The organism is Pantoea sp. MHSD4 (assembly GCF_021043305.1).
GTDB classification, from domain to species: domain Bacteria; phylum Pseudomonadota; class Gammaproteobacteria; order Enterobacterales; family Enterobacteriaceae; genus Pantoea; species Pantoea eucalypti.
This window is the reverse complement of the sequence record NZ_JAJNDH010000004.1, coordinates 41589-67140: the sequence shown is the minus strand read 5'-3', so window position 1 is coordinate 67140 and position 25552 is coordinate 41589. Positions and strand designations below refer to the sequence as shown.

The 25552-nt window shown below is 50.4% G+C and carries 23 protein-coding genes and 1 pseudogene; 11 read left to right on the top strand and 13 right to left on the bottom strand.

The genetic code is table 11. The features are described from left to right. Positions 1-7 precede the first annotated feature (7 nt). A complete protein-coding gene (locus tag LQK91_RS13310; protein ID WP_105099795.1) occupies positions 8-1780 on the bottom strand; it encodes a sensor domain-containing phosphodiesterase in 1773 nt (590 codons plus the stop codon). Between the two features lie 151 nt (positions 1781-1931). Then, complete coding sequence (locus tag LQK91_RS13305; RefSeq protein ID WP_003854942.1) at positions 1932-3158, bottom strand: FAD-dependent oxidoreductase; 1227 nt, start codon at positions 3156-3158, stop codon at positions 1932-1934. Positions 3159-3321: 163 nt separating this feature from the next. Between LQK91_RS13305 and LQK91_RS13300 the strand changes: the two genes are divergently transcribed. Continuing rightward, positions 3322-3630: a YicS family protein gene (locus tag LQK91_RS13300; protein ID WP_003854940.1), complete on the top strand. Its 309-nt coding sequence runs from the start codon at positions 3322-3324 to the stop codon at positions 3628-3630. A gap of 93 nt (positions 3631-3723) precedes the next feature. Beyond that, complete coding sequence (gene clcA, locus LQK91_RS13295) at positions 3724-5115, top strand: H(+)/Cl(-) exchange transporter ClcA (protein WP_105099796.1); 1392 nt, start codon at positions 3724-3726, stop codon at positions 5113-5115. A gap of 17 nt (positions 5116-5132) precedes the next feature. On the opposite strand, the gene LQK91_RS13290 is transcribed toward clcA, so the two are convergent. Both LQK91_RS13290 and LQK91_RS13285 read right to left on the bottom strand, forming a co-directional pair. Next, the gene (locus tag LQK91_RS13290) at positions 5133-5657 is read right to left on the bottom strand and encodes a phenolic acid decarboxylase (RefSeq protein WP_003854933.1); all 525 of its coding nucleotides are present in this window, start codon (positions 5655-5657) and stop codon (positions 5133-5135) included. A 1129-nt stretch (positions 5658-6786) separates the two neighbouring features. After that, on the bottom strand, positions 6787-7467 hold the full coding sequence (locus tag LQK91_RS13285) for a type 1 glutamine amidotransferase domain-containing protein (RefSeq protein ID WP_008924585.1): 681 nt from the start codon (positions 7465-7467) through the stop codon (positions 6787-6789). A gap of 161 nt (positions 7468-7628) precedes the next feature. Between LQK91_RS13285 and LQK91_RS13280 the strand changes: the two genes are divergently transcribed. After that, the gene (locus tag LQK91_RS13280) at positions 7629-8546 is read left to right on the top strand and encodes a LysR substrate-binding domain-containing protein (protein ID WP_003848191.1); all 918 of its coding nucleotides are present in this window, start codon (positions 7629-7631) and stop codon (positions 8544-8546) included. Between the two features lie 109 nt (positions 8547-8655). Beyond that, the gene (locus LQK91_RS13275; protein WP_003848189.1) at positions 8656-8871 is read left to right on the top strand and encodes a YdgH/BhsA/McbA-like domain containing protein; all 216 of its coding nucleotides are present in this window, start codon (positions 8656-8658) and stop codon (positions 8869-8871) included. A 63-nt stretch (positions 8872-8934) separates the two neighbouring features. Here the strand turns inward: LQK91_RS13275 and LQK91_RS13270 are convergent, their stop codons facing one another. From LQK91_RS13270 to LQK91_RS13255, 4 genes and pseudogenes are all read right to left on the bottom strand, one after another. Next, positions 8935-10137 carry an MFS transporter gene (locus LQK91_RS13270; protein ID WP_008924583.1) on the bottom strand — a complete coding sequence of 401 codons (1203 nt, stop codon included), beginning with the start codon at positions 10135-10137 and terminating at the stop codon, positions 8935-8937. A gap of 163 nt (positions 10138-10300) precedes the next feature. Then, complete coding sequence (locus LQK91_RS13265; RefSeq protein ID WP_008924582.1) at positions 10301-11041, bottom strand: nitroreductase family protein; 741 nt, start codon at positions 11039-11041, stop codon at positions 10301-10303. Positions 11042-11421: 380 nt separating this feature from the next. After that, positions 11422-11673, bottom strand: a pseudogene (locus tag LQK91_RS13260) (DUF4113 domain-containing protein); the annotation flags it as partial. Next, on the bottom strand, positions 11639-11836 hold the full coding sequence (locus LQK91_RS13255) for a hypothetical protein (RefSeq protein WP_003848181.1): 198 nt from the start codon (positions 11834-11836) through the stop codon (positions 11639-11641). The pseudogene LQK91_RS13260 and the gene LQK91_RS13255, both read right to left, overlap by 35 nt. A gap of 1211 nt (positions 11837-13047) precedes the next feature. Here LQK91_RS13255 and LQK91_RS13250 point away from each other — a divergent pair. After that, positions 13048-13392 (top strand): hypothetical protein, encoded by a 345-nt coding sequence (locus tag LQK91_RS13250; RefSeq protein ID WP_105099797.1) that lies wholly within the window; start codon positions 13048-13050, stop codon positions 13390-13392. A gap of 47 nt (positions 13393-13439) precedes the next feature. Here LQK91_RS13250 and LQK91_RS13245 read toward each other — a convergent pair whose 3' ends face one another. From LQK91_RS13245 to LQK91_RS13235, 3 genes are read right to left on the bottom strand one after another with little or no spacing between them, the layout of a single operon-like run. Further along, the gene (locus LQK91_RS13245) at positions 13440-13856 is read right to left on the bottom strand and encodes a hypothetical protein (RefSeq protein WP_008924579.1); all 417 of its coding nucleotides are present in this window, start codon (positions 13854-13856) and stop codon (positions 13440-13442) included. A 29-nt stretch (positions 13857-13885) separates the two neighbouring features. Continuing rightward, positions 13886-14728 (bottom strand): hypothetical protein, encoded by an 843-nt coding sequence (locus tag LQK91_RS13240; protein ID WP_231001627.1) that lies wholly within the window; start codon positions 14726-14728, stop codon positions 13886-13888. Positions 14729-14761: 33 nt separating this feature from the next. After that, complete coding sequence (locus LQK91_RS13235; RefSeq protein ID WP_231001626.1) at positions 14762-15547, bottom strand: hypothetical protein; 786 nt, start codon at positions 15545-15547, stop codon at positions 14762-14764. Positions 15548-16816: 1269 nt separating this feature from the next. Between LQK91_RS13235 and LQK91_RS13230 the strand changes: the two genes are divergently transcribed. The 4 genes from LQK91_RS13230 (at position 16817) to LQK91_RS13215 (ending at position 18612) form a co-directional block, all read left to right on the top strand. Then, positions 16817-17008 (top strand): hypothetical protein, encoded by a 192-nt coding sequence (locus LQK91_RS13230; protein WP_105099798.1) that lies wholly within the window; start codon positions 16817-16819, stop codon positions 17006-17008. Between the two features lie 35 nt (positions 17009-17043). After that, a complete protein-coding gene (locus LQK91_RS13225; RefSeq protein ID WP_110411916.1) occupies positions 17044-17337 on the top strand; it encodes a hypothetical protein in 294 nt (97 codons plus the stop codon). 442 nt (positions 17338-17779) lie between these two features. After that, positions 17780-18160 carry a SecDF P1 head subdomain-containing protein gene (locus tag LQK91_RS13220; protein WP_008924575.1) on the top strand — a complete coding sequence of 127 codons (381 nt, stop codon included), beginning with the start codon at positions 17780-17782 and terminating at the stop codon, positions 18158-18160. 134 nt (positions 18161-18294) lie between these two features. Further along, complete coding sequence (locus tag LQK91_RS13215; protein ID WP_100228827.1) at positions 18295-18612, top strand: hypothetical protein; 318 nt, start codon at positions 18295-18297, stop codon at positions 18610-18612. Positions 18613-19636: 1024 nt separating this feature from the next. Here the strand turns inward: LQK91_RS13215 and LQK91_RS13210 are convergent. Further along, positions 19637-21013, bottom strand: coding sequence for a glycoside hydrolase family 10 protein (locus LQK91_RS13210; RefSeq protein WP_008924572.1), 1377 nt, complete (start codon positions 21011-21013; stop codon positions 19637-19639). 94 nt (positions 21014-21107) lie between these two features. Continuing rightward, positions 21108-22598, bottom strand: coding sequence for a PLP-dependent aminotransferase family protein (locus tag LQK91_RS13205; protein ID WP_187513429.1), 1491 nt, complete (start codon positions 22596-22598; stop codon positions 21108-21110). Positions 22599-22708: 110 nt separating this feature from the next. Here LQK91_RS13205 and gabT point away from each other — a divergent pair, with 110 nt between their 5' ends. Both gabT and gabP read left to right on the top strand, forming a co-directional pair. Next, positions 22709-23995: a 4-aminobutyrate--2-oxoglutarate transaminase gene (gabT, locus tag LQK91_RS13200; protein WP_105099800.1), complete on the top strand. Its 1287-nt coding sequence runs from the start codon at positions 22709-22711 to the stop codon at positions 23993-23995. A gap of 76 nt (positions 23996-24071) precedes the next feature. Beyond that, a complete protein-coding gene (gene gabP, locus LQK91_RS13195) occupies positions 24072-25487 on the top strand; it encodes a GABA permease (protein ID WP_003848167.1) in 1416 nt (471 codons plus the stop codon). The last annotated feature ends 65 nt before the right edge of the window (positions 25488-25552 follow it).

Below are 25552 nucleotides of genomic sequence, written 5' to 3'. Positions count from 1 at the left end.
CAGGTTATTAATGAGACTTCTGAAACAACCAGTGTTCAATGTCACTGGCGGGCAGAGGTTTTGAGAAGAAGTAACCCTGAATCTGATCGCAACCGTAGGTTTTCAGTAATCCCAGCGTCGCTTCCGTTTCGACGCCTTCAGCCAGCACGGTATAATTCAGCTCTTTCAGCATCTGGATAATGCATCTGACGATGATTTTCGATGCGTCATCCTCACCCATACGCGAGATCAGTGACCGGTCAATTTTAATCACATCCAGCGGGATATCCTGCAAATAGCTAATGTTGCTGTAACCGGTGCCGAAATCATCCAGTGAGATCACAAAACCGTGAGATTTCAGCGCTTCCAGCCCTTTTATCGCCACATCACTTTTGGTGATCAGTTCATTCTCCAGACACTCAATGCCCAGGATAGCGTTAGGCAACTGAGCGGCCGCGAGTTTAGCCACCAGCTCATCGGCAAAATCGGGCCTGGCGAAATCGCGCTCACTGACGTTGATTGAGACCGGAATCAGATCATATTCGCGATTCCAGCGCGCCAGTTGTTCAACGGTGTGATCGATAACCCAGTTGGTCAGATCGGAAATCAGGTTGGTTTTACCCGCTAACGGAATAAATTCGGATGGAAAGAGCTCACCTCGCTCAGGATGATTCCAGCGAATCAGCGCCTCCAGCCCGACCGTCTTACCAGTTCTGAGGCACACTTTAGGCTGCCAGGCCAGATAGAGCTCTTCATCTTTATTCAGCGCCTGAGCCAGATCGTTCATGATCATAAAATCATCGGTGCGCCGCGAGTCGTAACTCTCGTCAAACGACATTGCATTGATGTTTTCATCAATGGCCTCATGCAGCGCGCTCACGGCCTGACGTATCGTTTCATTCGCATTCATCTGGCCCGGAACAAACTCTGTTTCGCCAGTAAAGACATTCAGATCGAGCGTAATGTTTTCCGCCAGGTCGGCCTTCATGCCTTTAAACAGGTCGGGCATATTGTGTGCTGTAAACCGATCCGAATAGGGCTGAACGATGGCGAAACGGCCAGGTGCAAACGAATAGAGTGTTTCATTCTCCGGCAGATTGAGCCGGTGTGCGACATCCTGCGCCATCTGCTTCAGGAGTTTTTCCATCGGCGCAACGCCTACCGCGCGCGTAAGTTCATAAGCGCGAATGATATCGAGACAGTCGATAAGAATCAGGCGAAAACGGCTATGAGGCGCGGTCAGGGTCAGCTGATGAATATCACGAATCAGGCGGGGACGATTCGGCAGATGCGTAATAACGTCGGCAAAACCCGCGTTATTCCAGGCATCCAGAAAAGAGGAAACCAGCGTAGCCAGTGAGCGCAGCGTGACGAGTTTGTCATCCGCAAAGGGATGTGGCTGCGTATCAGTTACACAGAGTGTGCCCAGCACGGCACCGTCGAGGTTCTGCAGCGAAACGCCGGCATAAAAGCGAATATGCGGGTCGCCTTTAACAAACGGGTGAGTAACAAAGCGCTCATCCAGTAAGGTGTCATACACGACCAGGTGCCCTTCACCATCAATAACATGGCGGCAGAGAGACTCATCACGGGTCGATTGCTTAAGATCAAAGTTACGAGACGCTTTAATATACTGATTGTGGTCGTCAACAATCGAAATAAAACTGCCTGAAATACCCAGCACCTGGCTGGCGAGATTAACAAATCTCTCCAGCACTTTGTCCCGTGCTTCATCTGGTGACAAAAGTGCCTTAATTGCACTAAGACGTTTTACGTCGCTGCCGTTTTGCTCGTTATGCAATGAAACCTCTCTTATGCAGGCGCAAAAATCGAAATAATTTAGCTTACAAATGCTCAATTAACGCCCAATTATCAGATAAATAACGGCTCAATCTGACAGTACTTTCACAGCGAAACAGTGTCGCACGATATATGATCGCTGTCGAAACCATTTAACGCTCTTCTTTCACGCGCGCAACCTGTGGCGACTCCGGTCTGAAGCCAAGACCAATCAGGCGTCCCAGCACGAAACGCAAGAATGGCAGGCGACGGATAATCGCAGGAATCTTGCTACTGCCCGAGGGTTTTCTTTTTGCTTTGTTGCGACTCATTTTAATCTGAAGAAACTGCGTGGCGACGGTAGGGAACTGACGTCGTTTCTGCACTTTTTCCAGATCGCGCAGTTGCAGTTCACCCCGCTTCAGGGATTCCGTCAGGAGGTTCGCCGTCGCAACTGCATCCTGAATCGCCAGATTTACACCCACCCCGCCAATTGGCGACATGGCATGAGCCGCATCACCAATACAGAGCACGCCGGGTCTGGCCCACTTATCCAGCCGGTCAATACGTATCGACAGCAGCTTAAACGCCTCCCAGCTCTCGATTTCTGCCATGCGCGTCGCTTCAAAAGGTGATAGTGCCACAACCTCTGCTTTAAACGCGTCGAGTCCGGCAGCCTGTTTCGCTTCAAACTCTCCTTTCGGAATAGTCAGCCCGCACTGCCAGTAATCACCGCGATCGATAACGATAAAGTTCTGACGGGGTCCTTTATGTCCCATCCCAATGTCGGGATCCTGTGGCTGCTTACTTAAGCGGAACCATATAACATCGCGCGCTGCGCCAAATTCCTGTCCCGTCAGCCCGGCCGCTTCGCGCACACGGGAATGGCGGCCATCGGCACCGACCACCAGTTTACATGTGATATGCAGCTGCTGATTCCCACGAGAAGCCGTCACGCCACTGACCGTGCCATTCTCATATTTCAGCGACTCAAACGACGTTGATTGCAGCAGACTGAAGCCGGGATAGCGGATGCTCTGTTCTGCCATGTAGTTCAGGAAATCCCACTGAGGCATAAAGGCAATAAAGCGACACTGAACCGGCAAACGTGAGAAATCAGCCATTGTAATGCTCTGTCCTGCTATCTCCGCCTCCAGCTTTTCAGCACGCTGATGCGGTAGCCTCAGGAAAGCGTCCAGGAGTTCGAGCTGATGCATAATTTCCAGCGTCGAGGGGTGGATGGTATCACCACGAAAATCGTGCAGAAAATCGGCGTGCTTTTCGATCACTATGACACGCAGTCCCGCGCGGGCAAAAAGATAGCCCAGCATTAATCCCGCAGGACCACCACCCACAATACAGCAGTCAGTGGTGAGAATTTCAGTGGAATGTGGCTGCATATCAGCTCCCTGTTGCGCCAGTATTGCTATGATTATTGCGTCAGCCGTGGCGATATGACCGCCACCGGTTGATGGTGCTGTGCTCAGACTAATCACTCAATGCGATTTATTCCAATCGAAGCTGCTGAACGGCCATTATTGATTCAGCAGTGAGGAGATCATCATGAACGTGATCCGCAATACGCTTTTTATTCTGCCGCTGTTAAGCCCACTGGTTGTGGTCGCCGCGCCGTATGACACCCTGAAGTTTGCTCTGCGGCAGCAGCAAATAACGGATGATCTGCGCCAGAAGTGTCAGATATTGCCCGCCGTATCTGATGAAAAATTGCGGCAGACGTTTATCAACGATAAACAGAACATGGAACAGAATCAGGCAACATTAAAAGCAGCGGTGCAGGCCCTGAAAAATCATGACAATCCAGCCTATCGCGAACGCGTGGCACAAGTGGTTTGTCCACCACAAACCGAGTAACACTTTTCCTCAGGCGAAATTGATCCTGGCGTTTGTTTTCACTTTACCACTCAGTAAACTGGCACGCTGGTTTGTTTAAACAAGAATGTCTTAATGAACGAAGAATCACCGCAGCCGGTTTATGTTCCTCGCTCCATTGCAGCGCGTAGCCGGATGTTCCGCGCCCTTCTCTATCGTGATAAAACGCCGCTGGCGATGCTGTTTTGTGCTGCGCTGGTCGGTTCGCTGGTTGGCCTGGCAGGCGTGGCATTTGCACGCGCCGTTGAAACCATCCAGCAGTGGCGTGCCGACACGCTGACGCCAGGGCAGTTACAAGGCTGGATACTCTACGCCACTGCCTTTGCCATCTCGGCTCTGCTGGCGATGGTCGGCTATTTTCTCGTCAGACGTTATGCTCCCGAAGCGGGTGGCTCGGGCATTCCTGAAATTGAAGGGGCGCTTGAAGAGCTAAGACCTGTGCGGTGGTGGCGGGTCATTCCCGTGAAATTCTTTGGCGGCATGGGCACGCTGGGTGCCGGAATGGTGCTGGGCCGGGAAGGCCCAACGGTACAGCTGGGCGGGAACATAGGACGCATGGTCATTGATATTCTGGGAATGCGCAGTAATGAAGCCCGACATACGCTGCTGGCTACCGGTGCGGCCGCCGGTCTGGCTGCTGCTTTTAATGCACCGCTGGCGGGCATCCTGTTTATCATCGAGGAGATGCGCCCGCAGTTTCGTTATAACCTGATTTCGATTAAAGCTGTGTTTACCGGCGTCATTATGGCGAGCATCGTGTTTCGCTATTTCAACGGCGAACAGGCAGTCATCTCCGTTGGCAAGCTGGCCGATGCGCCAGTGCAGACGCTGTGGCTCTATCTGATACTGGGTATGGTTATCGGTATGGTCGGCGTCTTATTTAACCGTCTGATATTCATCACGCAGGATCTTTTTGCCCGCTTTTACGCGGGTAAAACGGCACGTGTGGTACTGGCAGGCGCATTGCTGGGCGGGGGTTGCGGCATTCTGGCTCTTCTGTTCGCTCCAGGCGCAGGCGGCGGTTCTGAACTGATTCCCCAGGCGGTTCATGGTCTCTTCCCGTTCACCCTGCTGTTGGTTATCTTCCTGGTCAGGCTGATAACGACTCTGCTCTGTTTTGGGTCAGGTGCACCCGGCGGTATCTTTGCCCCGATGCTGGCATTAGGGACACTACTCGGTACAGCATTTGGGGTGGCAATGACGGATCTGTTTCCGTTTTACCATCTTGATGCGGGTACTTTTGCTATCGCAGGGATGGGCGCACTGTTCGCGGCTTCGGTAAGAGCACCACTCACCGGCATTGTGCTGGTACTGGAAATGACAGATAACTATCAGCTGATATTGCCGATGATCATTACCTGTCTGGGCGCTACGCTACTGGCACAGTTCCTGGGAGGAAAACCACTCTACTCATCTATTCTGGCCCGCACGCTGGCGCGTCAGGCAGACGCTACCCGCTCGCAGTGAGCGGGTAGACGGCTTAGTTACTTATTATCAAAATAATCAGACGGCATCTGTCCAGGTGCCTGATTGATTACGCTATCGTTATCAGGCCCTTCGTTTTTCATGTAAGTCACTTTCGCAAACTCAGGAATAATTACGTACGGATAGGCCGGACCTTCATCGCGGAAGCGGTGCATATCATCGATAAAGTCATTCTGATAGCAGATGGTTTTCTCCGGATGCTGGCCTTCCCCCGCAATCCATTGTGGGAAGAAGATCGTTCCATGAAGCAGAGTGCGATTCAAATCAAACAACAGACTGACGCAGGTGCCGGTAGGTTCATGCCAGTCAACTTTGTAGATGCCTGGCGCAAATTGCACCGCGTGCATTTTCTGGTTGGTTACCCACCGACCACCTACCAATCCCTGATGGATACGGTAGTCACAGGTAGTTTCATTGCGAGCATACCACTCATATTTCCAGCCATTATCATAGGTATAAACAAAATGCGTGCCAATGAACTCAGACAGATCGCTGGCGATATTCTCTGGAGATTCTCCTGACATGTTAACCTCTGTTAAAAAAGCGCATTTGAAATGCACGGATGAATGTCAAAAACAGGCTTTAGCACAATAGGTCAGTGAATTTAGACTATGGCGCAGATTCTTTTTTTTGCCATATGCTGCCAGAAATATTTCTGATAAATAAAAAATCGGGGACCGTTTTTTATTTATTTGATAAAACCGCAAGTGAATTGAATTCATCCAGACATAAAGCAGAGCCTCTCAAACCGGTCATACATTGTTGAAGATAAATGAATTGACGGGTCGTCGTCATTAGTCTGAAAGACTGTATACATCTGAGTCTTAAAATCGGGGGCTGATATCAGAGGCACTAAATGATAAAAGCCCTGACTGAAATAGCCAGGGCTTTTAAGGTACGACAGATTTAACGTTTACCATTAACTAACTTAATTGAAAGGTACTGCTTCGATACTACTATTTATGAACAGATCCTGCGGATAATAATGATCACGAAAGAAAAATGTCATTACCATTAGCGGTTTTCACCACCTGATAGTCTTTCAGGAGACAAAGACAGGTCAGGCCCGTATAAATCTGTACACCCCCATCGCGATATATACTCTTTGATGCGTTGCCTTACTTTCATTACGACGTTTAAACCGCAATCGTATCCTGTCGTAACGTAACGTTCAGAACTACGAGGCCTTACATCATCGCGACGCGATACTGCAAACTACATATTACAACACCTTAAAACTTACTTCGACTCCATTTAACAGGGTTATCATTAACTAATGTTTAGTTTCAAAGAACAATGTTTAACAGAACCGCCGACGATGTTGAACCAATATTCGTCGACACCTTTTACGCTTAACACCGTAGGTTTCTGGTGTATCAGGGCTGCTTCATGCCGCTGATGAGTTCTACTTTACGCATATAAAAAACGATGTCAACACTGTTATTAAAGACATGTTTATATCTGCAGTAGAAGGGTTTACCAATTATTTAATCTCTGCACAAGCCCGCAGATTTCCTCTAAAGGTTAAGAATAATTGAAGCCTAATCTATTCGATATAAATAATTCAGCAGGTCACTATTTATTTTCCACGCACGGCGGTAATAAAAAAGGCGCCCGCAGGCGCCCCTCAATCAGTGTATGCCAAAACCTGCTTTATTTTTTCAGGTTTGCCAGCAACACTTTTGCGGTCTCAGCCGATGAACCCGGATTCTGACCAGTAATCAGCAGGCCATCCTGAACCGTGTAGGACTGCCAGTCATCGCCACGTGAGTAGATACCGCCATTCTGTTTTAATGCATCTTCTACCAGGAACGGTACTACGTCCGTCAGGCCAACGCCCTCTTCTTCACTGTTTGTGAAGCCAGTAACTTTTTTGCCTTTAACCAGAGGCGTGCCATCCGCATTTTTCACATCACGCAGGACACCGGGAGCATGACAAACCAGTGCAACCGGTTTGCCAGCCTGCAGCGTTTGTTCGATCAATGAAATGGAGTGTTTGTCATTTGCCAGATCCCACAACGGTCCATGACCGCCAGGATAGAAGACGGCATCAAATGCATCCTGGTTCACCGTATCAAGTCTGACAGTCGAAGCCAGCGCAGCCTGAGCAGCAGAATCAGCATGGAAGCGACGGGTCTCATCGGTCTGAGAATCGGGCTCATCACTTTTTGGATCAAGTGGCGGCTGTCCGCCTTTTGGCGACGCCAGCGTAATGTCAGCACCCGCATCAAGAAAGGCATAGTAAGGCGCGGCAAGTTCTTCCAGCCAGAAACCGGTCTTTTTGCCGGTGGTACCCAACTCATCATGCGAGGTCAAAACCATCAAAATTTTCATTTACGCTCCATATAACAGTCAGTCGGTTTCAGGTGTAAGAATATTCAAAATCTGCGTGTAAGCCGCCAGTCACGGCGTTGACCCATTAATCATGGCGGGCTTAAGAGTATTTATGAAATTTATCTCTTCAATTTCAGCTATTCACATAGCATTATAGCTCAATGAAATACGATTTGAATTTACTGCCAGTTTTGCTGGTCATGATGGAAGAGCGTAACGTTACTCGCGCAGCAGAACGACTGGGTATCACCCAGCCGGCGCTATCTAATGCACTGAACCGGCTTCGTGAGACACTCAACGACCCGCTATTTATTCGTGAACGTTATGGGATGCGCCCGACACCAAAAGCCGAACAGCTGGCTCAGGTGGTTGGATCGGCGTTGTCATCCATCGATAAAGTGATTCTGGGCCAGCAGGATTTTGATCCCCTTCATGCCACACGGCTATTTACTCTCGCACCGAATAGCTACGTTGAATTCATCATGATGCCTGCCATTGTGGCTCGCCTGCGGACTTCAGCACCTAATGTCAGGCTTCGCCTCACCCCTTTTGGCAATGACGTCACCGAAACCGGCGTAATTTCCGGCAACACCGATATGGTGCTGGGTCGAATCGTTGATCCTCCCGATAATCTGGTGGTGCAGCACCTGATGAATGAGAGTCTGGCCTGTGTATTACGCGCAGATCATCCGTTTGCAGGCGATAGCTTCAGTGCCGAACAGTATGAGCAGCTTAAACACGTCAATGTTCTGCCACCTGGCCGTATGCGTGCAGGATTGTATCAGGCGCTTGAACAGCGCGGTCTGCGTCGTCAGGTTGCCGTATCCGTGACACATTTTCTCGCCGTGCCAGAAATGATTGCAGTCACAGACTATTGCGCCACCCTGCCACGTCTGATCTGTCAGCACCTTTCCCGGGATCCGCGACTCAAAATTGTTCCCGCACCTGTCGATCTCGGCACGTTTCCTGTGGAAATGGGCTGGCATACACGTTATCGCAGCGATCCAGCCCATCGCTGGTTCAGGACGTTAATCATGGAAACGGCACGGGAGCTTTCTGACTCACAGACAAACAATTAGCATGATCACCATTGCCGAACTAATAGTTAATAACGATATGATAACCTGAGTTAGTATTATTCCCATCGGAGGCAGACACCCTCCCCATTCATCACTCAGGAATATGACCATGAAAAACGTAAAAGCACTCTCTATCGCCGCTATCGCTGCACTCTCAATGATCTCGTTTGGTAGCTTTGCTGAGACTGTTTCTGTGACCTCATCCACACTGGATGGCGCAGAATCTAAAATCGCTGCTCAGGCTCAGGAACAGGGCGCGCAGTACAAAATTACGGAAGCGAACACCAATAACCGTGTTCACATGACCGCAGAACTGTATAAATAACGGATGGTCGCAAACGGATTTGCCAGGAGAGGCTGCCCAACGGGCAGCCTTTTTTGTGCCCGATCAGGCAAGACGGGTGGCGTGTGAACTGCCGGTACGCCACCATAAAATCAGCGCGGCCAGCGCTATCGCTCCGAGTACCGCAAACGCCGTGCTATAGGAATAACGTGCGGCGATCATGCCGGTCATGGCAGGACTCAACGCAGCACCTACACCCTGCATCAGCATAATGACGCTCTGTCCGGCGTTAACATGCCCCGTGCCGCGCATCAACGTAACAATGTAGCCAGGCACCGCCACACCGAGAATTCCAGCCGCAATACCATCCAGCACCTGAACCGGAATAACAAAAATCGGCTCGGCAAAACCTGCCGCAATCACCGCGCGCAGCGGTAAAATCATCAGCGCAACCATAATGAAAAGACGATAACCCTGCGTTTCAACGCGCTTTGACACCCACAGCGCAACCGGGATCATTACCAGTTGTGAAATCACCACCGTTGCCGCCGCATACAGCCCCGGACTTACTGCCGCCTGGCCCCCAGCCGAAGCAACGCGCATGCTCAGCATTGGCAGCAACGCGGCATTGGCAAGATGAAACAGCAGTAACGTCACGCCAGCTATCATGAGCGCGGGTTTACGTATCAGCATCGATAAGTTGAGCGCAGGCTGTCGCTCTTCCTGTTTTTCATATCCACGCGCCACATCGTTATCGATTTCGTCACCGCGAATCGCCAGCGTTGCGAAGGCTGCGAAAACCGCCATCACGGTCATCAGAATAAAGACCGCCCCCATTCCCCAGTACCACGCTGAGAAACCCGCCAGCAGTGCAGCAATGGTATTACCGCCATGGTTAAAGGCTTCGTTGCGTCCCATCTGATGGTTAAAACCACGCTGACCGGTCAGACCCAGGGTAATTCCCGCAACGGTCGGGCCGATGAAGGCCGCCGCAATACCTGCCACGATTTGTGAGACCATCGCCGTCCATGTCTGATTGCTGTACCACAGCAGCAGCGTGGCAACGGTGATGACAAGGCAGCCCAGCAGCACAATCATTTTTTTATGGCGGGTTGCATCGGCAGCGATGCCCGCAGGCAGGGTGGCAAGTAATCCGGCTATTCCGCCACAGGTCATCACCAGACCAATTTCGTCTGGTCGCCAGTGTCGTTCCGTTAAAAATATCCCCAGAAAGGGCCCCAGACCATCGCGGACATCGGCCAGAAAAAAGCTCATTAAACAGAGCGCATAAAGTGAACGCTGAGACATGTAATTACCCTGGAAAGTAAGTGTTAAAGGCAGTTGCGCTTCGGTTAACAGGGAAATTATGTGTTACAACCTGGAAAGTCACATTTCGTTATAGTAACAAAATGAAAAAGGCCACCCGCAACGGTGTGCGAGTGGCCTTGCGTTTCACTCAACAAAGAGTTAATTATTTATCTGTGCCGAAACCCTGCTTCAGCAGTGCGGGCAGTACAGCCGGGAAATAGATGTTCTTGTAATAACCGCTGACGCTCTCGCTCCAGCTCTCACCGTCATCACGTCCGATGTTTTTCCAGTGCTGAACCATTTCTTCATTATAAGCCGCAATCTGCTGCTCCAGACCCTGAGTCTGGTAGGTCTCATCGTGGCGGAAAGTGGCCAGCGGCAGACGTGGTTTCTGGTGAGCGGGCTGGTCAACGTGACCGATTACCACGCCGGCAACCGGGAAGGTCATCGGTGGAAGATTGAGCAGTGAGATCATTGCCTGCGGATCGCGACGGATACCACCAATCGGCACAATGCCCAGACCTTCTGCACGTGCCGCGGCCATCACTGACCCCAGCGCAATGCCGATATCGGTTGAACCCGATACGATACTCTCAATACTCTGATGAGCGATCTGCTGCTGATCGACAGCGGCCATGCCGACCGCTGATTTATGCATATCCAGCACAAAGGTGATAAACACGGGTGCTTTGGCGATCCACGGCTGACCGCCCGCGATGGCAGCGATCTCGGCACGACGTCCGGCATCACGGGTAATGACAACAGAAACCTGCTGCGAGTTTACTGATGTTGGTGCGCGGTAAGCGGTACTAATTATACGATCCAGTACCGCTTCATCGACAGGTTGCTCAGTGAAACTGCGTTCACTTTTATGACTTGTAAAAATATCAATCAGTTCGCTCATGGTTCCTCCCATATAAAGCGCAACTATAACAGCACAGCGCATACATGCTTGGTAATTCGAGGGTTTTTGGGCGGGCTTTTGTAACTGATTTTTATCATGTACATGTCTATGTACACTTTTGAAATCTATGGCGAAGTCACCAGATTTAGATTGTAAACCTTACGGATCATTTGCCGTTTCAATCGTGGCAGTAACGTTTCCCGGCAAAATGATCCCCTTACGCCCCGGTCCGTCGACTGTCTCATGATGCGCGATAATTGGACCAGTGAACCAGGCATGACAGAGGGCGAAAGCCACAAACAGATTGAGCCACCCTGTTTTGGCAGTAATAAACTATTGCGTATCTCCATGCCACTACACGTGAAAATGCGAAATAATCATCACACCACCGGCAGGTCCGAAACCCTTGTGATATATGCCGGTGAAAGCATATCCCGCTTCATTGACCAGGATTTCTGGATACCCTGCCCTGCAAAAAAAAGACTGGCCTTGCCGCTCTGGTTGAGCCCATCAATCACCCGCATCAGAGCTTCGCTATTCGCCTGCGGCTGATATTCGTCAAACAGACTTAGCTGAGCCACCCCCTGGCTGAAGAAGTCACCAAGCATCACGCCCGCTTTCATATGCCGGTGTCGTGTGTGTCTCTATCCACTTATTCGCAGAGTTAAGTGTGTAATGCCAGTTCATCTGGCCAGGCTCTTTTACAAAGTCGAGTGTGCTGATGGTGAATCGGCCTTCAGCATCGCGCTTAATCGCCTGCCTGAAAGCCATCATGATTTCGTAGTCGCGTGGCATGATAATTCCCCCTTTGATTAATACTGTATGGATAAACAGTGATTGCAGTTGGCAGGTTTGATCAAGGCGAAGCTTACAACAGATTTGTAAAGGGTCTGATGGCGCTGAATTTTTATCTGACGGTCGTTATGAGGCCATCCTAAAGGCATGATATCCGAAGCTGACTTTGCAACCTGAGTCAATCGAAATAAATTGTTGAACGTCTATTTCCTAATAATGGCGTTATGTGTATCCTCCGTGTTATCAGCCAGGGCTGATAGATGGTTTGCCCCAATTGAACAACTTTACGCCCGTGTAACGCGGGTTTTTTTATGCCTTCCGTTAAATTGCCGCTCCAATGATGGCTTACCAACGCAAAACCCACCCCGCAGAATAAATAGATGGCTTGCAGGTTATTTATTCCTGCGCAAATTTTACTACTGCTTTAGTCCGCAAAGAGCGAGAAGCGGACAATTTACCTTACCCATAAATTTTTTCTCTGCGCATTTACAAAATCATTAGAGGTGATTCGGCGGGAGTAATCGTTTTGTATGGCCGCTTTTTGGAAAAGCCGTCATTTGCAGCGAATCCAAAAGTATTCATTCAGCCTGCTGTTGATCGGCTTTGGTATAATCGTTTCAATTAGCCATGTATGACATAAGTCTTTTGAAAGCGCATGATTGCAGTCTGTAAGAGCAACAAAACTTCACTTCGGAAACGCTCGCTTTTGATTTAGAGCGGACATTCATAGTTCCTGAAAGATTCAGTTAATATGAACCGCATTTGATAATCTCCCGTCATCATGATTACAAAAAATATTGCGACACTTTCCAGAAAGACGGGGCCAGCCTGGAATTAAATTTAATAAATAACCATAAAAATCAACGCTGTAAAAGATTTTTCACTAAGCTTTCCAAAAAATACCGTTAACATTTTGTATGCATTTCTTTCAAAACGTCGCCATATTGTCAACTAATTACTCTTTATATGTAATCTTTTTGTTAATACTATTTACGCGAATATGAGGACTTGACTATGAAATCAGTTATCCAAGAGAAGATACTTACTTTAATTTTTTGCGTTGCGATTACAGCTGTAATTGTTAAGTTCATTTCGAAAAGTGCTTTTTACGTTTCACATCCTTCTTTATCCATTTCATTAATAGTTGCTGTAGCAGTAATTATCTCAAACGTGATAGTAACAAAATTAGTTTCAAGAAGAGGATAAATGACATGCTTAGAGAACTGACCGAAAATGAAAGTAATATCGTCTCTGGCGGTAATGCTAACTCAGGTTACGAAGGCTCAAACTGCACCAACGCCGCGATTAAAGGGGGTGTTAACGGTGCAACGGGTGGTGCTGTGGCCGGTGCTATCCGTGGCGGTGTCACGAGCCTCGCTGGCGGCCCTGGAGGGGTAGTAGCAGGCGCGGGTGCCGGGGCTGCTGAAGGGGCTGTTTATGGCGGAGTTCCAGGTGCTATTGGAGGGTATGTAGGTTGCCAGAATAGCGGCTCTGCTAACAATGGTGGAAACAGTAGCAATCTCGGCGTAGATTCCAGCGATAACAGCGTGAACTGACAGTGCCATTGGTAGCAGGTTACGAAAGACTGAACCCTAACAGTCTACTATTGTATTTTCGATACTTCAGCTTTAGCCCATTTAACCGCATCATCAGCAAAGTATTGATTACCAGTTAAATAATCAACTACAAGCCCTCCTGCAAGACTTGCAATACAGGATGCCGTCGCTAAGGCAGAGACCCACTCAAGTTCATATCTGCCTGTTGATAAAACAATTGCTAAATCCGGAACGAAGGTAGCATTTAACTCATTAAGTTCACCATCATTATCCACTACATGTACATAATACTCGAAACCTGAAATTGAACCATTAACAGGGCAAGGTAAGAAGCCGCTGAACGTTAAAGGATCAAATTCATCATCCAGTACGCAGGGAAACCCTGCATGAATGATTGAATCCCTAAGAAGAGAAGTAGGAGGGAAGTTTTTTTTAGCTATGTAAATACCGATATCGCGTGACAAGTCTTACTCCTTCTTAGTCAAGTTCTGGCCTATAACAATACATTGAAAACCAGATAATCAGCATCGTTATCCAGCCCCTGTGTGAAGGTGTCCAGCATGCCGCCATCCCTGCCCATCACCAGCTGCAGGTTCTCCCACTTTTTCTGAAAGTCGATTTTCTTACCGTTATAGGTGCCGCCGACCACACCATAAGCGTCATTCAGTCCCCGTACGATGCCATAGGCGTCGGTACGGTGATGGATAGTCTCAAGCTGTTTGTCAATAAGGTTAAACATCTTGCCGCCAGTCCGCCCAAATATCAGGGCATTCTCACGCTGCTTCTGTTCTTCTGTGCAATGATTACGGCGATAGATGGGCAGGATAACGTTTTCATAGTATTCAACCGGCGACTGGCTGAAGAGCTGAGCATTGATAAGCGGGTTACCACGGAAGCGCTTTATGCCTTCCAGGCCGTTGAGCTCAATTTTGCTGGCATCCCATATACCCATTTTCATGAGGTCATGCGTGACCTGATTAGTTAATTTGATAATGCCGTTTAACCGGTTGTAAGCGGTCATCAGCGCATCACCCGCTGAGCTGCCCTTAAGCTCGCCGATAATCGGCTCAAGCTCGGCAAACAACGCTTTATTGCTCAGACCGAACGCAGCAGTGCCGGCTTTGGCCATAAACTGACGGTACTGGGTGAAATCGACATTGCCCCCGGAGGACTGGATTGCGCGGAAGGCAGCGTCAATGAGTCGGTTAATCCGCTCAGGGCTTTTCAGGCCGCCCGCGGTCTCAGTAAAGCGCAGCATATCCATCTGCTTCGCAACCGTGGCTTCGTGCTGGTGCTCATCCAGAACGCGTGAGGCGAATGTGATACGCGCCAGCACGGGGGCAGCCAGTTTCGCCGCGCGCAGCTGCTCCTACACAGACTTCATGCCGGATTCGCTGAATACGCCCTGCGCCTCCACCAGATACTTCAGCATGTCAGTAGCCGATGAGCCACGGACCCACGTGGTTTCGGCAAAATGCATTGCTTCCTCTGTGGTCGCCTGACTCATGCCGAACTGTCTGAACTTCTCAGTCATGGTCTGGTACCGGGCAGCCTCGTCAACAAAACCCTTCAGCATGCTGAAGCCCAGATAGCCGGTGGCCAGATTGGTCATACCGGCTGAATATGAGCCTCCACCTGGTGGCCGGCCATTACCACCGCCGTGGCCAGAGCCACCCCATCCACCAGGAGGGACGCCGTTATTCCAGCCATGCCACCAGCGACTGTTTCCTGCAGGAGGAGGCAGCGCAGGTCCTCCGCCATCGTTCCCATATCCACTGCTGCCCCCTGCAGCCGCGGCACCAGCAGCAGCCCGAACGGGCAACGTTATGGCTGCACCGTAGCTGCCCGCCAGCCGTGGCACATTACGGGAGGCCCGGTTGATGCGCTGTGTCTGGTAGGCAATCTCGCGGATGGCACCGGCATACTCACGCGCGCCGCGTGACGCACCAGAGAACATATTATTGAGGGAGCGATTGAGTGCCCGCAGCGCAGATGTCGCCTCGCGTGCCGCACTGGTCAGTGCTTTAATGTTCCTGGTGATGGTGAGGAACTTCTTGTTCAGTTCAATCGCATCACGGCTCACCTGCAGCAGGTTGCGCGTAATCTGGTCATCCAGCGCCAGCCGCACGGCTACACGGTAAGCCTTAACATCCATAGGAACCTCAATTTACGGGCATAAAAAACCTGCCGGAGCGGGTCGGGTTTTAAGAAAATAACATCAAAATTCGGTGCGACAGGGACTCTATAAGAGCCTCATACCACTCCTTCACTGTTGGATCGAATTGCAAAAACCATAGACTGAAGTAAACCCCTCCAACACCAGCGAGCATATGCAAGCTAAGATTGAACCAGTATGCGTGAGGCCGGTCAGCCCTCTTGATAAGCTCGCATCTGGACGTGCCTTTGAAAGTCTTGGTGTAGACACCAGTTCGGTAATAACTGATTGCTTGCATAACCATTACAAGCCCAGTGACAAAAATTGCAATTACAGTGAACCAATAGCCGTAATCCATGCCAAATAATTCCTTTTATAACTAAGTCTTTAATTGAACCAGCCAGCTATCTGCGTTTAATTATCATACGCATTTTTCGGCTCTGCATTTCCGTTTTATCTGCCAGAACCAGACACTTTACACCATCGATTCCGGCTCATCATTTGAGCATTCACAAATTCCAGTCACTGCGAAAAGACCTGTTTTTTTATCAGGATTCCTATTCCAAAACTTAAGCGTATATTGCCAATGGGGTCTTCCCATATGGCAAGGTTTAAAAATCATAAATGAAAAAAACAATCGTGGCTCTAATCACTCTGGCTCTCCTGGCACCATCTGTCAGCTTTGCACGCGGTGGTCATTACGCTGGTGGGCATGGCTCTTCTCACAAGTATGGTACGTATAAAAACGCTCGTACGGGCAATCATTATGAGAAGCGACACTGATTAATAGTATGGAATCCGTACTCAAAGCCCACTCCGCTGGGCTTTTTTGATTATGCTGAAAGAGTGAATATGCAAAAGAAAAGTTAAAGTTTGCAGCCAGTGTGCCGATAATCAATAACATGCCTGAGTGACTCTTGTGAATGATGATCATGTCAGTTGATACTATTTACCGGCACTTTTAAAAAGCCTGGGCTGAAACGCCACATTGAACACTTAGTGATGCTCAACTCCGTTTAATAGCTGAAAACTGCCGCCGGGACGAAATAGCTGCAATTCACTTTGTCATAAAACTGTGCAATGCCGATCTTGCTACATGCCCTGACTAGGATGTTGAAAAGCAATACCTGCTTCACAAAAACATTCACACATTATAGCGCCTGCTTGCTCAGATTGATTTGCTGCGCAAGCAATAAGCGGTGTTCATTCCCAGTGAATGATTAGGCCGGCAGTCGATACCATAAGTATGTAACTCAAGGAGAACGCTCAATGGAAAAACCAAACCCTCTCGCAGCTCTATCATTGATCATCTGGTTTCTGATGTTTATCCCATGCTTCCGCATGGCTCAGAAAGCTGGTTTCGGATGGAAGATGGCGCTGTTGCTTTCCTTCCCAGGTATCCATTTCATCATGCTCTACGTTTTCGCTTACAAGAAGTGGCCAAGTCTTCCACGCGCATGATAGAAGCACCAATTAATCTAAATGAATTTTAAGTAATGAAAAGATTAACGCCAGCTTTAACTTTTATTTCAATGATGATTACTTCTTTGACTGTTATTGGTGCAGAAAAAAGCACTGATAAAGTTGGTGCTTCAGGTAAATGCCTTGGCTACTTATCTATGTTTAATGAGGAAGATCTCAAGGCTAAATCAACCCGAACTCAAGATCTTCTTGATTTATACAGGTCATCTTTGTCTGAGGCCATGCAGACGTCTTCAATCAACGGGGAGCAGGTCATACCTGCTGATATTTACACACTAAGTATAGATGCATCAGCATTTGTTTCTTAATAAAGCCTCTGCCGGTACCATTATGTCCTCAATGGTACCGGACCAATCGTTCATACCAATGTAAACTGCTTAGTCTCATAAGAAAGAAAAACGTTTGCTGCCCCCGTCCGAACTCCTTTTCTGGTTAAATTCTGGCTGGCAAAATCGCACAACTCGGAGCCTGTGGTGGCCTGAGCGTAAGACCTGCAGCAGCTTTTTAATCGCGGGCACGGACAGGTATTTAAACGACATCAGGCCTGATACTGGTCACACTCATGGTGGCGGAAATGATGGACATTTTTAACAGGCAAGGGCGCGGTCGGAATAAGACCGGTTATGACTGATTCAGCTGACAGATGAGCCGGACTTTTTGCTACCTGATATCAGCCAGAATGCATGGCAGGTGCACATTAAGCTTCATGGTTTTATAATGATTTTTTAATGCTACGAATGGGGATATTGCATGCTTAAATCCGCGCTTTTTCTCGCTGCCCTGCTCTCTCCTTTTGCCTCTGTCGCCGGGCCCGGTAGTTTTATATTTGAAGTAAATGGTACAAAGGAAACATACTCACCAGGATGTATAAAATCAATAAGTTACGTGCCGAATGATGAGGTTGATTCTGAAAATGTTGATTTCACACTAAGAAATGAGTGTGGAAAAAAACTCTTTGTCAACACAAAGCAGAACATTGGTAAGAAGTTGTCTATTTATTACAAAGGCAATCTGCTTTCCAGCGCTACTATTGTCTCTGTACTCAGGAATACTTTCAGAATATCCAGTAAAGAGATGCCGCGCATAGTTCTGATGCAGCTTCTTTATGACTATGGGGTTAAGCGTAATTAGTGGAAATGTAGGGGAATGAAGTATAGACGAACGCGACAGGATTAACTTAGATTCAGACGTGTAGTAAGTATTACACGAGTGTTGGGCTGTAGTATCCGGGTGGCACTTGCACAATCTATCAAAGGAGAAAAACGGTGAGATGGCTTTTCTTATCCGGAATGTTACTTTCCATGATGGTAATAGCGGATGACCGGTCGTTCGAAACGCCAGAAGTAAAATGCCTGAATGAACACACTATCCCATTCATTAAGTCGGAAATTCCGCCAAAAGAAATCGTTGATGAGGCCTATGTTACCTGTAAGCCAGAACTGGATGAGTGGAAGAAGTCGCAGGAGCCATTACCTGATGAAATGAAGCAGCACATGCGCAAAGAGCTTTATGACTTCTACATTAGGATGATTGGAAAAAGACGAAATTACGAAACAGGTAAATCATCAAAGGCTGCTCACTGAGACACTTTTTAACGTCTGCGCGGCTAAATTTTCGGGGTTATCAGAAGATGAACTTCCCTGGAAAACCAGACTCTGTATAACAGAAGGAGTAATGAAAATAGCCTACAAACCGAGAACATGTCCTTTCTGCAACTATCCGGGCCCCCAAAAAGAGCCGGATCGGAAATGGTCCTGCAGAAAGTGCGGCCTTGAATGGAAGCAGGAGCAGGATAATCGCGATAAAGATAAACAATGAATCCCGCCCTGCGGGGTTTTTTATTATCTGAAGACGGGTTCAGATATTCCCGGTACCGGTACGCCGCAGCCGTCTGACGTTTCGCACATGCGACATCCTGCACTATCACGAAGATTGCGCCCGCATCGAGAGTCACCCTCACCGTAACTCGTATCCACCATAACAAGTCAGTGCGGCGCAGATCATTTAAGTTCCAGTACGTCTGACCACATACTGACTGGCGCATTCTCATGGGGAACACAGCATGGTTGTGGAAAAAGGTGCAGTTCAAATGATCGCAATGCCTGCTGATAATCACTCTTGTTTTCGACGACCTATTTTCCCGCCACGAACTGATCACGTATTCGATGGGCATAGGTGCCGATATCGACACGTTCATCCTGCCCATTCCAGCGATAACGGTATTGAATCATCATTCGGCCTTTACGTGATATCCGGACAGATAATCCGTCGCGATCCGTTTTCACCTGAACTTTTTCATATTCCTTGCCCGGCATTGAACTCAGGGCAGCATCTGAGAGTGCTATAGATTCTTTGGAGGTTGGGAATTATGTACATCATTATGTACACGTAAAAAGAGTAAGTGAAGAGAAACACCTGGAATACTGCGGAATACAAAAACTCATCAATTACCTGTTTTTTATGCGATTCGCCAGCTATCACGTGAATATACGGAATAGCCGGGAATCGAAAGAAAACAGATGGAATAGAAACTGTTATATAGCGCAGGAATAGCAGTCAGTCACAGGGAAAAACTTAACCGCACTGGTCATGCTGATGTGGCCTTTTTCAGCCTCCCCAGCGGCTTTTAAGATAGCTCACCGCCTGCTGAGTCTGTGGCTGATTCAGATAGTTCTCTCTGAACAGAATGGTGCCATTGATATTTGGGTTCGATTCATTGAGATTGAGCTGTTTTTTCAGCTCTGGCACACCACCCTGAAGCGTCCAGTCAGGCTCAATTTTTGAAGGTTCCCCCACTTTGTAGAGCGCCAGACCAATATAGAGCCGGGTTTTAGTGGGTTTCACCACCTCTGCCCACCAGTTTGCCAGCACGTCGTAACGGGCAGCCTGACGGGAAAATGGCCAGTACAGCTGGGGCGCAATGTAATCCAGCAAACCCTGCTGAACCCAGCGGCGGGTATCCGCAAAGGCTTCGTCATAAGCCGCCGCGCCGCGGGTATCGGAACCGGCGGGATCGTGTGAAAGATTGCGCCAGACGCCCGCCGGGCTGACACCAAACTCAACCTCCGGCTTCAGCTGCTTAATGGTGCGAGATACCTGCTCAATCAGCTGCTGCGTATTGTGACGCCGCCAGTCTGCTTTGCTGGCAAAACCCTGGCCATAACGGCTGAAGGTCTGATTATCATTGAGCAGCGAACCCGCAGATTCGGAATAGAAGTAGTCATCGAACTGCACACCGTCGATGGGATAGCGCGCGACAACCTCGGCCACAATGCTGGTAATCCAGTCACGCACCTCAGGAATACCCGGATCGAGCACATAGCGATCGCCAGCGGTGCGGATCCAGTCGCGATGCAATACAAAAACACTGGCCGGATTAAGTGACAGTGTGCGGTTCAGTTCGCTCACGGTAGAGGGTTTAGTGTTCACCGATACCCGGTAAGGGTTGAACCAGGCATGGACTTTGATACCGCGCTTATGTGCCTCATCCAGCATAAACTGCAGCGGATCATAGCCAGGATCGTCACCGATTTTGCCGGTCAGCATATCGGACCAGGGCAGGATTTTTGAGGGCCAGAGCGCGGTAGCATCGGGCTTGACCTGGAAAAAGACCGTGTTAATCCCCAGGCTTTTCAGCTTATCCAGCTTGTCGGTCAGTGATTGCTGCTGCAGGCGAATACGCTCTGCCGCCGGACGGCTGCCATTCACCGACGCTACCGGTGGCCAGTCAAGACGCGATACCGTGGCTAACCAGACGCCCCGTACCGGTTCATGCACCTCAGGACGGTCTGGCTTGCCTGCAGGTAGCGGCTGTTTTGTTACGGGCGGAAAAGGCGTCACCAGCGATTTCGGCGGCTCAGATGCGCAACTGACCAGCAACAACGCCGCAGCGAGCGCGGCGCCTCGCTTAACAGCGGTTCTGGCCTGTGCAGAAAAGAGATTAAAGACGATGATGAACTCCAGTATTGTCTGGTCGGGACGCAAAGAGATGTATTCTCGGTGAGTCTGATTAAATGTCAATGCGTTAGCACAGCGGCAACGGTAAAATCGCCGCCATTAAAATCAGGCCCTGAACCCGCTAGCGCTGTGGAGTGAATTCAATACCGGCAGACGCCAGACAGGCTTTAAGGGTGCCAAACGCATCCTGACACTGCCGCTCATTAACACAGGCGTAGCCCAGCAGCAATCCACGCTCCTCCTGTGGGTGCATATAATATTGCGAAAGCGGCCTCACCTTGACCCCGCGCTTAAGTGCCTCTGCGGCTATCGCCACGTCATCAGCACCGGCTGGCAGCGGCATCACCAGATGCAAACCTGCTTCATGGTTGAATGCCGGTAAAAAAGCAGGCCCCAGATAGCGCTCGATAAGCCGGCAGAGGAACTGTCGGCGCTGACGATAAAGCAGCCGCATGCGGCGGATATGCTCCATGTAATGACCCAGCCGGATAAACTCCGCCAGCGCCCGCTGAATCAACAGATGCCCACCGCGATAGAGCTCCGCCGCCGCAATGCGCAATGGCTGCGCCAGCGGTTTCGGCACCACCAGATAGCCGATACGCAGCGCGGGATAGAGCGTTTTGCTGAACGTACCCATGTAAATAACCGGTGCATCTGCTTCCAGACCCTGCAGTGAAGGGTGTGGCTGTCCCGAAAATCGAAATTCACTGTCGTAATCATCTTCAACAATCCAGCTCTGATGACGGCGTGCCAGAGAGAGCAATGCCTGACGACGGGCCAGACTGAGATGAACGCCCAGTGGATACTGGTGCGACGGGGTCACAAACACCATTTTGGGTGGCGGCCCGCTGTCCGGCACCAGGCCCTGCTCGTCCACGGGCATCGCGCGAATTTTCAGGCCATTCATACGCAACAGATTCCGTGTTCCCCAGTAGCCCGGCTCCTCCATCCAGACCCGATCGCCCGGATCGCAGAGCACCCGCGTCACCAGATCAACCGCCTGATGAACGCCTTCCGTAATCAGAATCTGATCAGCATCGGCTCGCACTGATCGTGCAACCCTCAGATAATCCACCAGCGCATGGCGCAAATCGGGACAGCCACCGCCGCTGCTGTAAACCAGACGGTGAACGTCAGGTTCGCGGTTCAGTCGCGCCTGAATCTGACTGAATAGCTTGTGGGGGAATTCAGTGACATCCGGTGCGCCAGGAACAAATGCGCCCCATTGATACGGTGATGCGGTTGCATGACCGAGTAGCGTGGCACCCCGCTTTGACAACGTCGCCGGTCGTTGCGCTTTCACAGCATGAAGATCGGCAATCGCATCGCTCTGCAGACAGTTTTCCGGCAGCGTCTCGGCAATCCAGGTGCCGCTGCCGGTTCGCGCCGTGACATAACCCTGCGCCATCAGGCTCTCATAGACATGCATAACGGTATTTCGCGACACACCCAGTTCCCGCGCCAGATCGCGTGTTGGCGGCAAGCGGCTTCCGCGCGGGAATACCTCTTCTATGATCGCGGCCTGCATACAATTCAGCAGCCGCTGATGTAATGAGCCCGTTCTTAGAAACTGTAACCGTGCTAATAGATGATCTGCGTACAACAGTCGCAATTGGCTCCACCTTTCCTCTCACAATTGGCTCTGGCAACTCACCGCGCCTCAGGCATAAATAAACGTGTTTGTCGGGAATTGTAAACACGCATATTAACGAGGTGGAATAAATGAGCGAAAAAAATAACCTGATGCAGCAGCGCAAAGCACAGGCTCTTCCCAAAGGTATCGGTACGCTGTGCGACTGGTACGTTGCCCGGGCAGAGAACGCCACCTTATGGGATCAGGACGGTAACAGCTGGATCGACTTTGCGGGCGGCATCGCAGTGCTGAACACCGGCCACCGCCATCCACGCATTGAACAGGCGATTGCCGAACAGTTAACAAAGTTTACTCATACGGCCTTCCAGATCACGCCTTATGAAAGTTATGTCGCACTGGCCGAGCGCATTAATCAGCGGGTGCCAATCGCTGGGCCGGCGAAAACCGCCTTCTTCACAACCGGCGCGGAAGCCGTAGAAAATGCGGTGAAAGTGGCGCGTGCCTTTACCCGCCGTCACGGCATCATCACCTTTGGTAACGCGTTCCATGGCCGTACCTTTATGACCATGGCGATGACCGGGAAAGTGGCGCCTTATAAACGCGATTTCGGCCCGATGCCGCCGTCGGTGTTTCATGCACGCTATCCCAGCGCGGTTCAGGGAATCAGCATTGAGGCCGCGCTGACCAGCCTCGACGAAATTTTCACTCAGGACATTGCACCGCATGACGTCGCCGCAATCGTGCTGGAGCCGGTACAGGGCGAAGGTGGTTTCCATGCGGCACCGGCAGAGTTTATGGTGCAGCTGCGCGAACTGGCTGACCGTCACGGCATTCTGCTGATTGCAGATGAAGTGCAGAGCGGATTTGCCCGCACCGGCAAGCTATTTGCCATGGAACACTATCCGGTGAAGGCCGATATCATCACGATGGCCAAAAGCCTGGCTGGCGGGATGCCGCTCTCTGCCATCGCAGGTCGTGCAGAAGTCATGGATGCGCCTGCGCCTGGTGGGCTGGGCGGAACCTATGCCGGAAACCCGCTGGCTATCGCTTCAGCGCACGCGGTTCTGGATGTGATTGAAGAGGAGCAGCTCTGTCAGCGTGCCATTGAACTCGGTGCCCGACTTGAAGCTGAACTGCAGGAGCACCAGCGCAAGCATCCGGATATTGCTGACGTGCGTGCGCTGGGTTCGATGGTAGCCATGGAGTTTTATCAGGCCAGCACCGCGCAGGCCGTTCAGAAGATGGCAATGGAACAGGGCCTGCTGCTGCTGACCTGTGGAGCCAAAGGCAATGTCATCCGCTTCCTTTACCCGCTCACCATTCCGGATGCCCAGTTCAGCCAGGCGCTGACCATTCTCTCCACGGTAATCAATCACTGTGTCGCATCTGCCGGACATCCCGTCGTCCCAGCCTGATTTCGCTGGCGCGTTAACGCAAGTTTATCCCCGTTCGTCCGGTCTCACAGGCCGGACGCCGTCTGGAGACGTTTACATGACGATGACTCAGAATGCGAATGAAGATTCGCTCGCCCAAAACCTGAAACCGCGCCACGTGCGTATGCTCTCAATTGCTGGTGTGATTGGCGCAGGACTGTTTGTTGGCTCCGGCCACGCAATTTCTGAAGCGGGCCCGGCGGTCCTGATCTCTTACGCAGCGGCGGGTGCCCTGGTCGTATTGATCATGCGAATGCTGGCTGAGATGGCTGTTGCCTCGCCCGACTCCGGCTCGTTCTCAACCTATGCGGATAAAGCTCTCGGACGCTGGGCCGGTTTTACCATCGGCTGGCTTTACTGGTGGTTCTGGGTGCTGGTGATTCCGCTGGAGGCTAATGCGGCAGGCACCATTCTGCATGCCTGGTTCCCCGATATCGCCATCTGGCAGTTCACTTTCGCCATTACATTACTGCTGACTATCACCAACCTGCTCAGTGTGAAAAATTATGGCGAGTTCGAATTCTGGTTTGCCCTGATCAAGGTCGTTGCCATCATCCTGTTCCTGGGCGTGGCGGGTGCGGCAGTATTTGGTTTGCTGCCGGACAGTAACACCAGTGGCCTGTCGCATCTTTATGACACACATGGTTTTATGCCGAATGGTATCGGCGCCGTTGTCGCGGCCATTCTGACCACCATGTTCTCATTTATGGGCACAGAAATTGTCACGATAGCGGCTGCCGAGTCGAAGAATCCTGGCAAGCAGATCACCCAGGCAACCAATTCGGTTATCTGGCGTATCGCGCTGTTCTACCTGCTCTCCATTTTCTTTGTGGTGGCGCTGGTACCGTGGAACACGCCAGGACTGGTTGAACAGGGTTCATGGCAGACGGCATTACAGGCGATGAACATTCCGCACGCACGATTGATTGTCGATCTGGTGGTGCTGATGGCGGTGTGCAGCTGTCTCAACTCCGCACTCTATACCTCTTCACGTATGCTTTACTCGCTGTCACGCCGTAAAGATGCGCCTGCCGCTGCTTCACGCACCAATCGCAGTGGCACACCCTGGGTTGCCGTACTGCTCTCTACGGCGGCTGCGTTTCTGGCGGTCATCGCGAATTATCTGGCGCCCAGCGCCGTGTTTGAATTTTTGCTGGCGACATCAGGCGCGATTGCACTGCTGGTCTATCTGGTGATTGCCGCGTCACATCTGGTGTTACGCAAAAAGCGTGAGAAAGCGGGAGAAGTCCTGAGCTACCGCATGTGGCTATTCCCGGGCCTGACCTGGGTCACTATTCTCTTTATTGTGACAGTGCTGATTATTATGTTGTGTGATCCGAAACATCAGTCTGAGCTTCTGGCAACCGGCGGGTTAACGCTGGTGATTATCGCCACCAGCCTGGTTCTGCGTCGTAAAAAAGAGGTTCGCCAGCGAACGAAATACTTTACTCAGCGTTCTTCCGACCCCTCATAATTTCTGGTAATTCTTTAACAGTAAATGATGCCCACCTTTCACAGCAAAGGTGGGCATTTCTGCTT

What these genes read in the sequence shown, in the direction of transcription:
- LQK91_RS13235 (WP_231001626.1), bottom strand. Translation starts at nt 15,547, where the DNA reads ATGGATGTTAAGGCTTACCGTGTAGCCGTGCGGCTGGCGCTGGATGAC.
- LQK91_RS13285 (WP_008924585.1), bottom strand. Translation starts at nt 7,467, where the DNA reads ATGAAAATTTTGATGGTTTTGACCTCGCATGATGAGTTGGGTACCACC.
- LQK91_RS13280 (WP_003848191.1), top strand. Translation starts at nt 7,629, where the DNA reads ATGAAATACGATTTGAATTTACTGCCAGTTTTGCTGGTCATGATGGAA.
- LQK91_RS13290 (WP_003854933.1), bottom strand. Translation starts at nt 5,657, where the DNA reads ATGTCAGGAGAATCTCCAGAGAATATCGCCAGCGATCTGTCTGAGTTC.
- LQK91_RS13300 (WP_003854940.1), top strand. Translation starts at nt 3,322, where the DNA reads ATGAACGTGATCCGCAATACGCTTTTTATTCTGCCGCTGTTAAGCCCA.
- LQK91_RS13220 (WP_008924575.1), top strand. Translation starts at nt 17,780, where the DNA reads ATGCTTAAATCCGCGCTTTTTCTCGCTGCCCTGCTCTCTCCTTTTGCC.
- gabT (WP_105099800.1), top strand. Translation starts at nt 22,709, where the DNA reads ATGAGCGAAAAAAATAACCTGATGCAGCAGCGCAAAGCACAGGCTCTT.
- LQK91_RS13265 (WP_008924582.1), bottom strand. Translation starts at nt 11,041, where the DNA reads ATGAGCGAACTGATTGATATTTTTACAAGTCATAAAAGTGAACGCAGT.
- LQK91_RS13270 (WP_008924583.1), bottom strand. Translation starts at nt 10,137, where the DNA reads ATGTCTCAGCGTTCACTTTATGCGCTCTGTTTAATGAGCTTTTTTCTG.
- LQK91_RS13230 (WP_105099798.1), top strand. Translation starts at nt 16,817, where the DNA reads ATGGAAAAACCAAACCCTCTCGCAGCTCTATCATTGATCATCTGGTTT.
- LQK91_RS13255 (WP_003848181.1), bottom strand. Translation starts at nt 11,836, where the DNA reads ATGCCACGCGACTACGAAATCATGATGGCTTTCAGGCAGGCGATTAAG.
- LQK91_RS13305 (WP_003854942.1), bottom strand. Translation starts at nt 3,158, where the DNA reads ATGCAGCCACATTCCACTGAAATTCTCACCACTGACTGCTGTATTGTG.
- LQK91_RS13275 (WP_003848189.1), top strand. Translation starts at nt 8,656, where the DNA reads ATGAAAAACGTAAAAGCACTCTCTATCGCCGCTATCGCTGCACTCTCA.
- LQK91_RS13225 (WP_110411916.1), top strand. Translation starts at nt 17,044, where the DNA reads ATGAAAAGATTAACGCCAGCTTTAACTTTTATTTCAATGATGATTACT.
- LQK91_RS13250 (WP_105099797.1), top strand. Translation starts at nt 13,048, where the DNA reads ATGCTTAGAGAACTGACCGAAAATGAAAGTAATATCGTCTCTGGCGGT.
- clcA (WP_105099796.1), top strand. Translation starts at nt 3,724, where the DNA reads ATGAACGAAGAATCACCGCAGCCGGTTTATGTTCCTCGCTCCATTGCA.
- gabP (WP_003848167.1), top strand. Translation starts at nt 24,072, where the DNA reads ATGACGATGACTCAGAATGCGAATGAAGATTCGCTCGCCCAAAACCTG.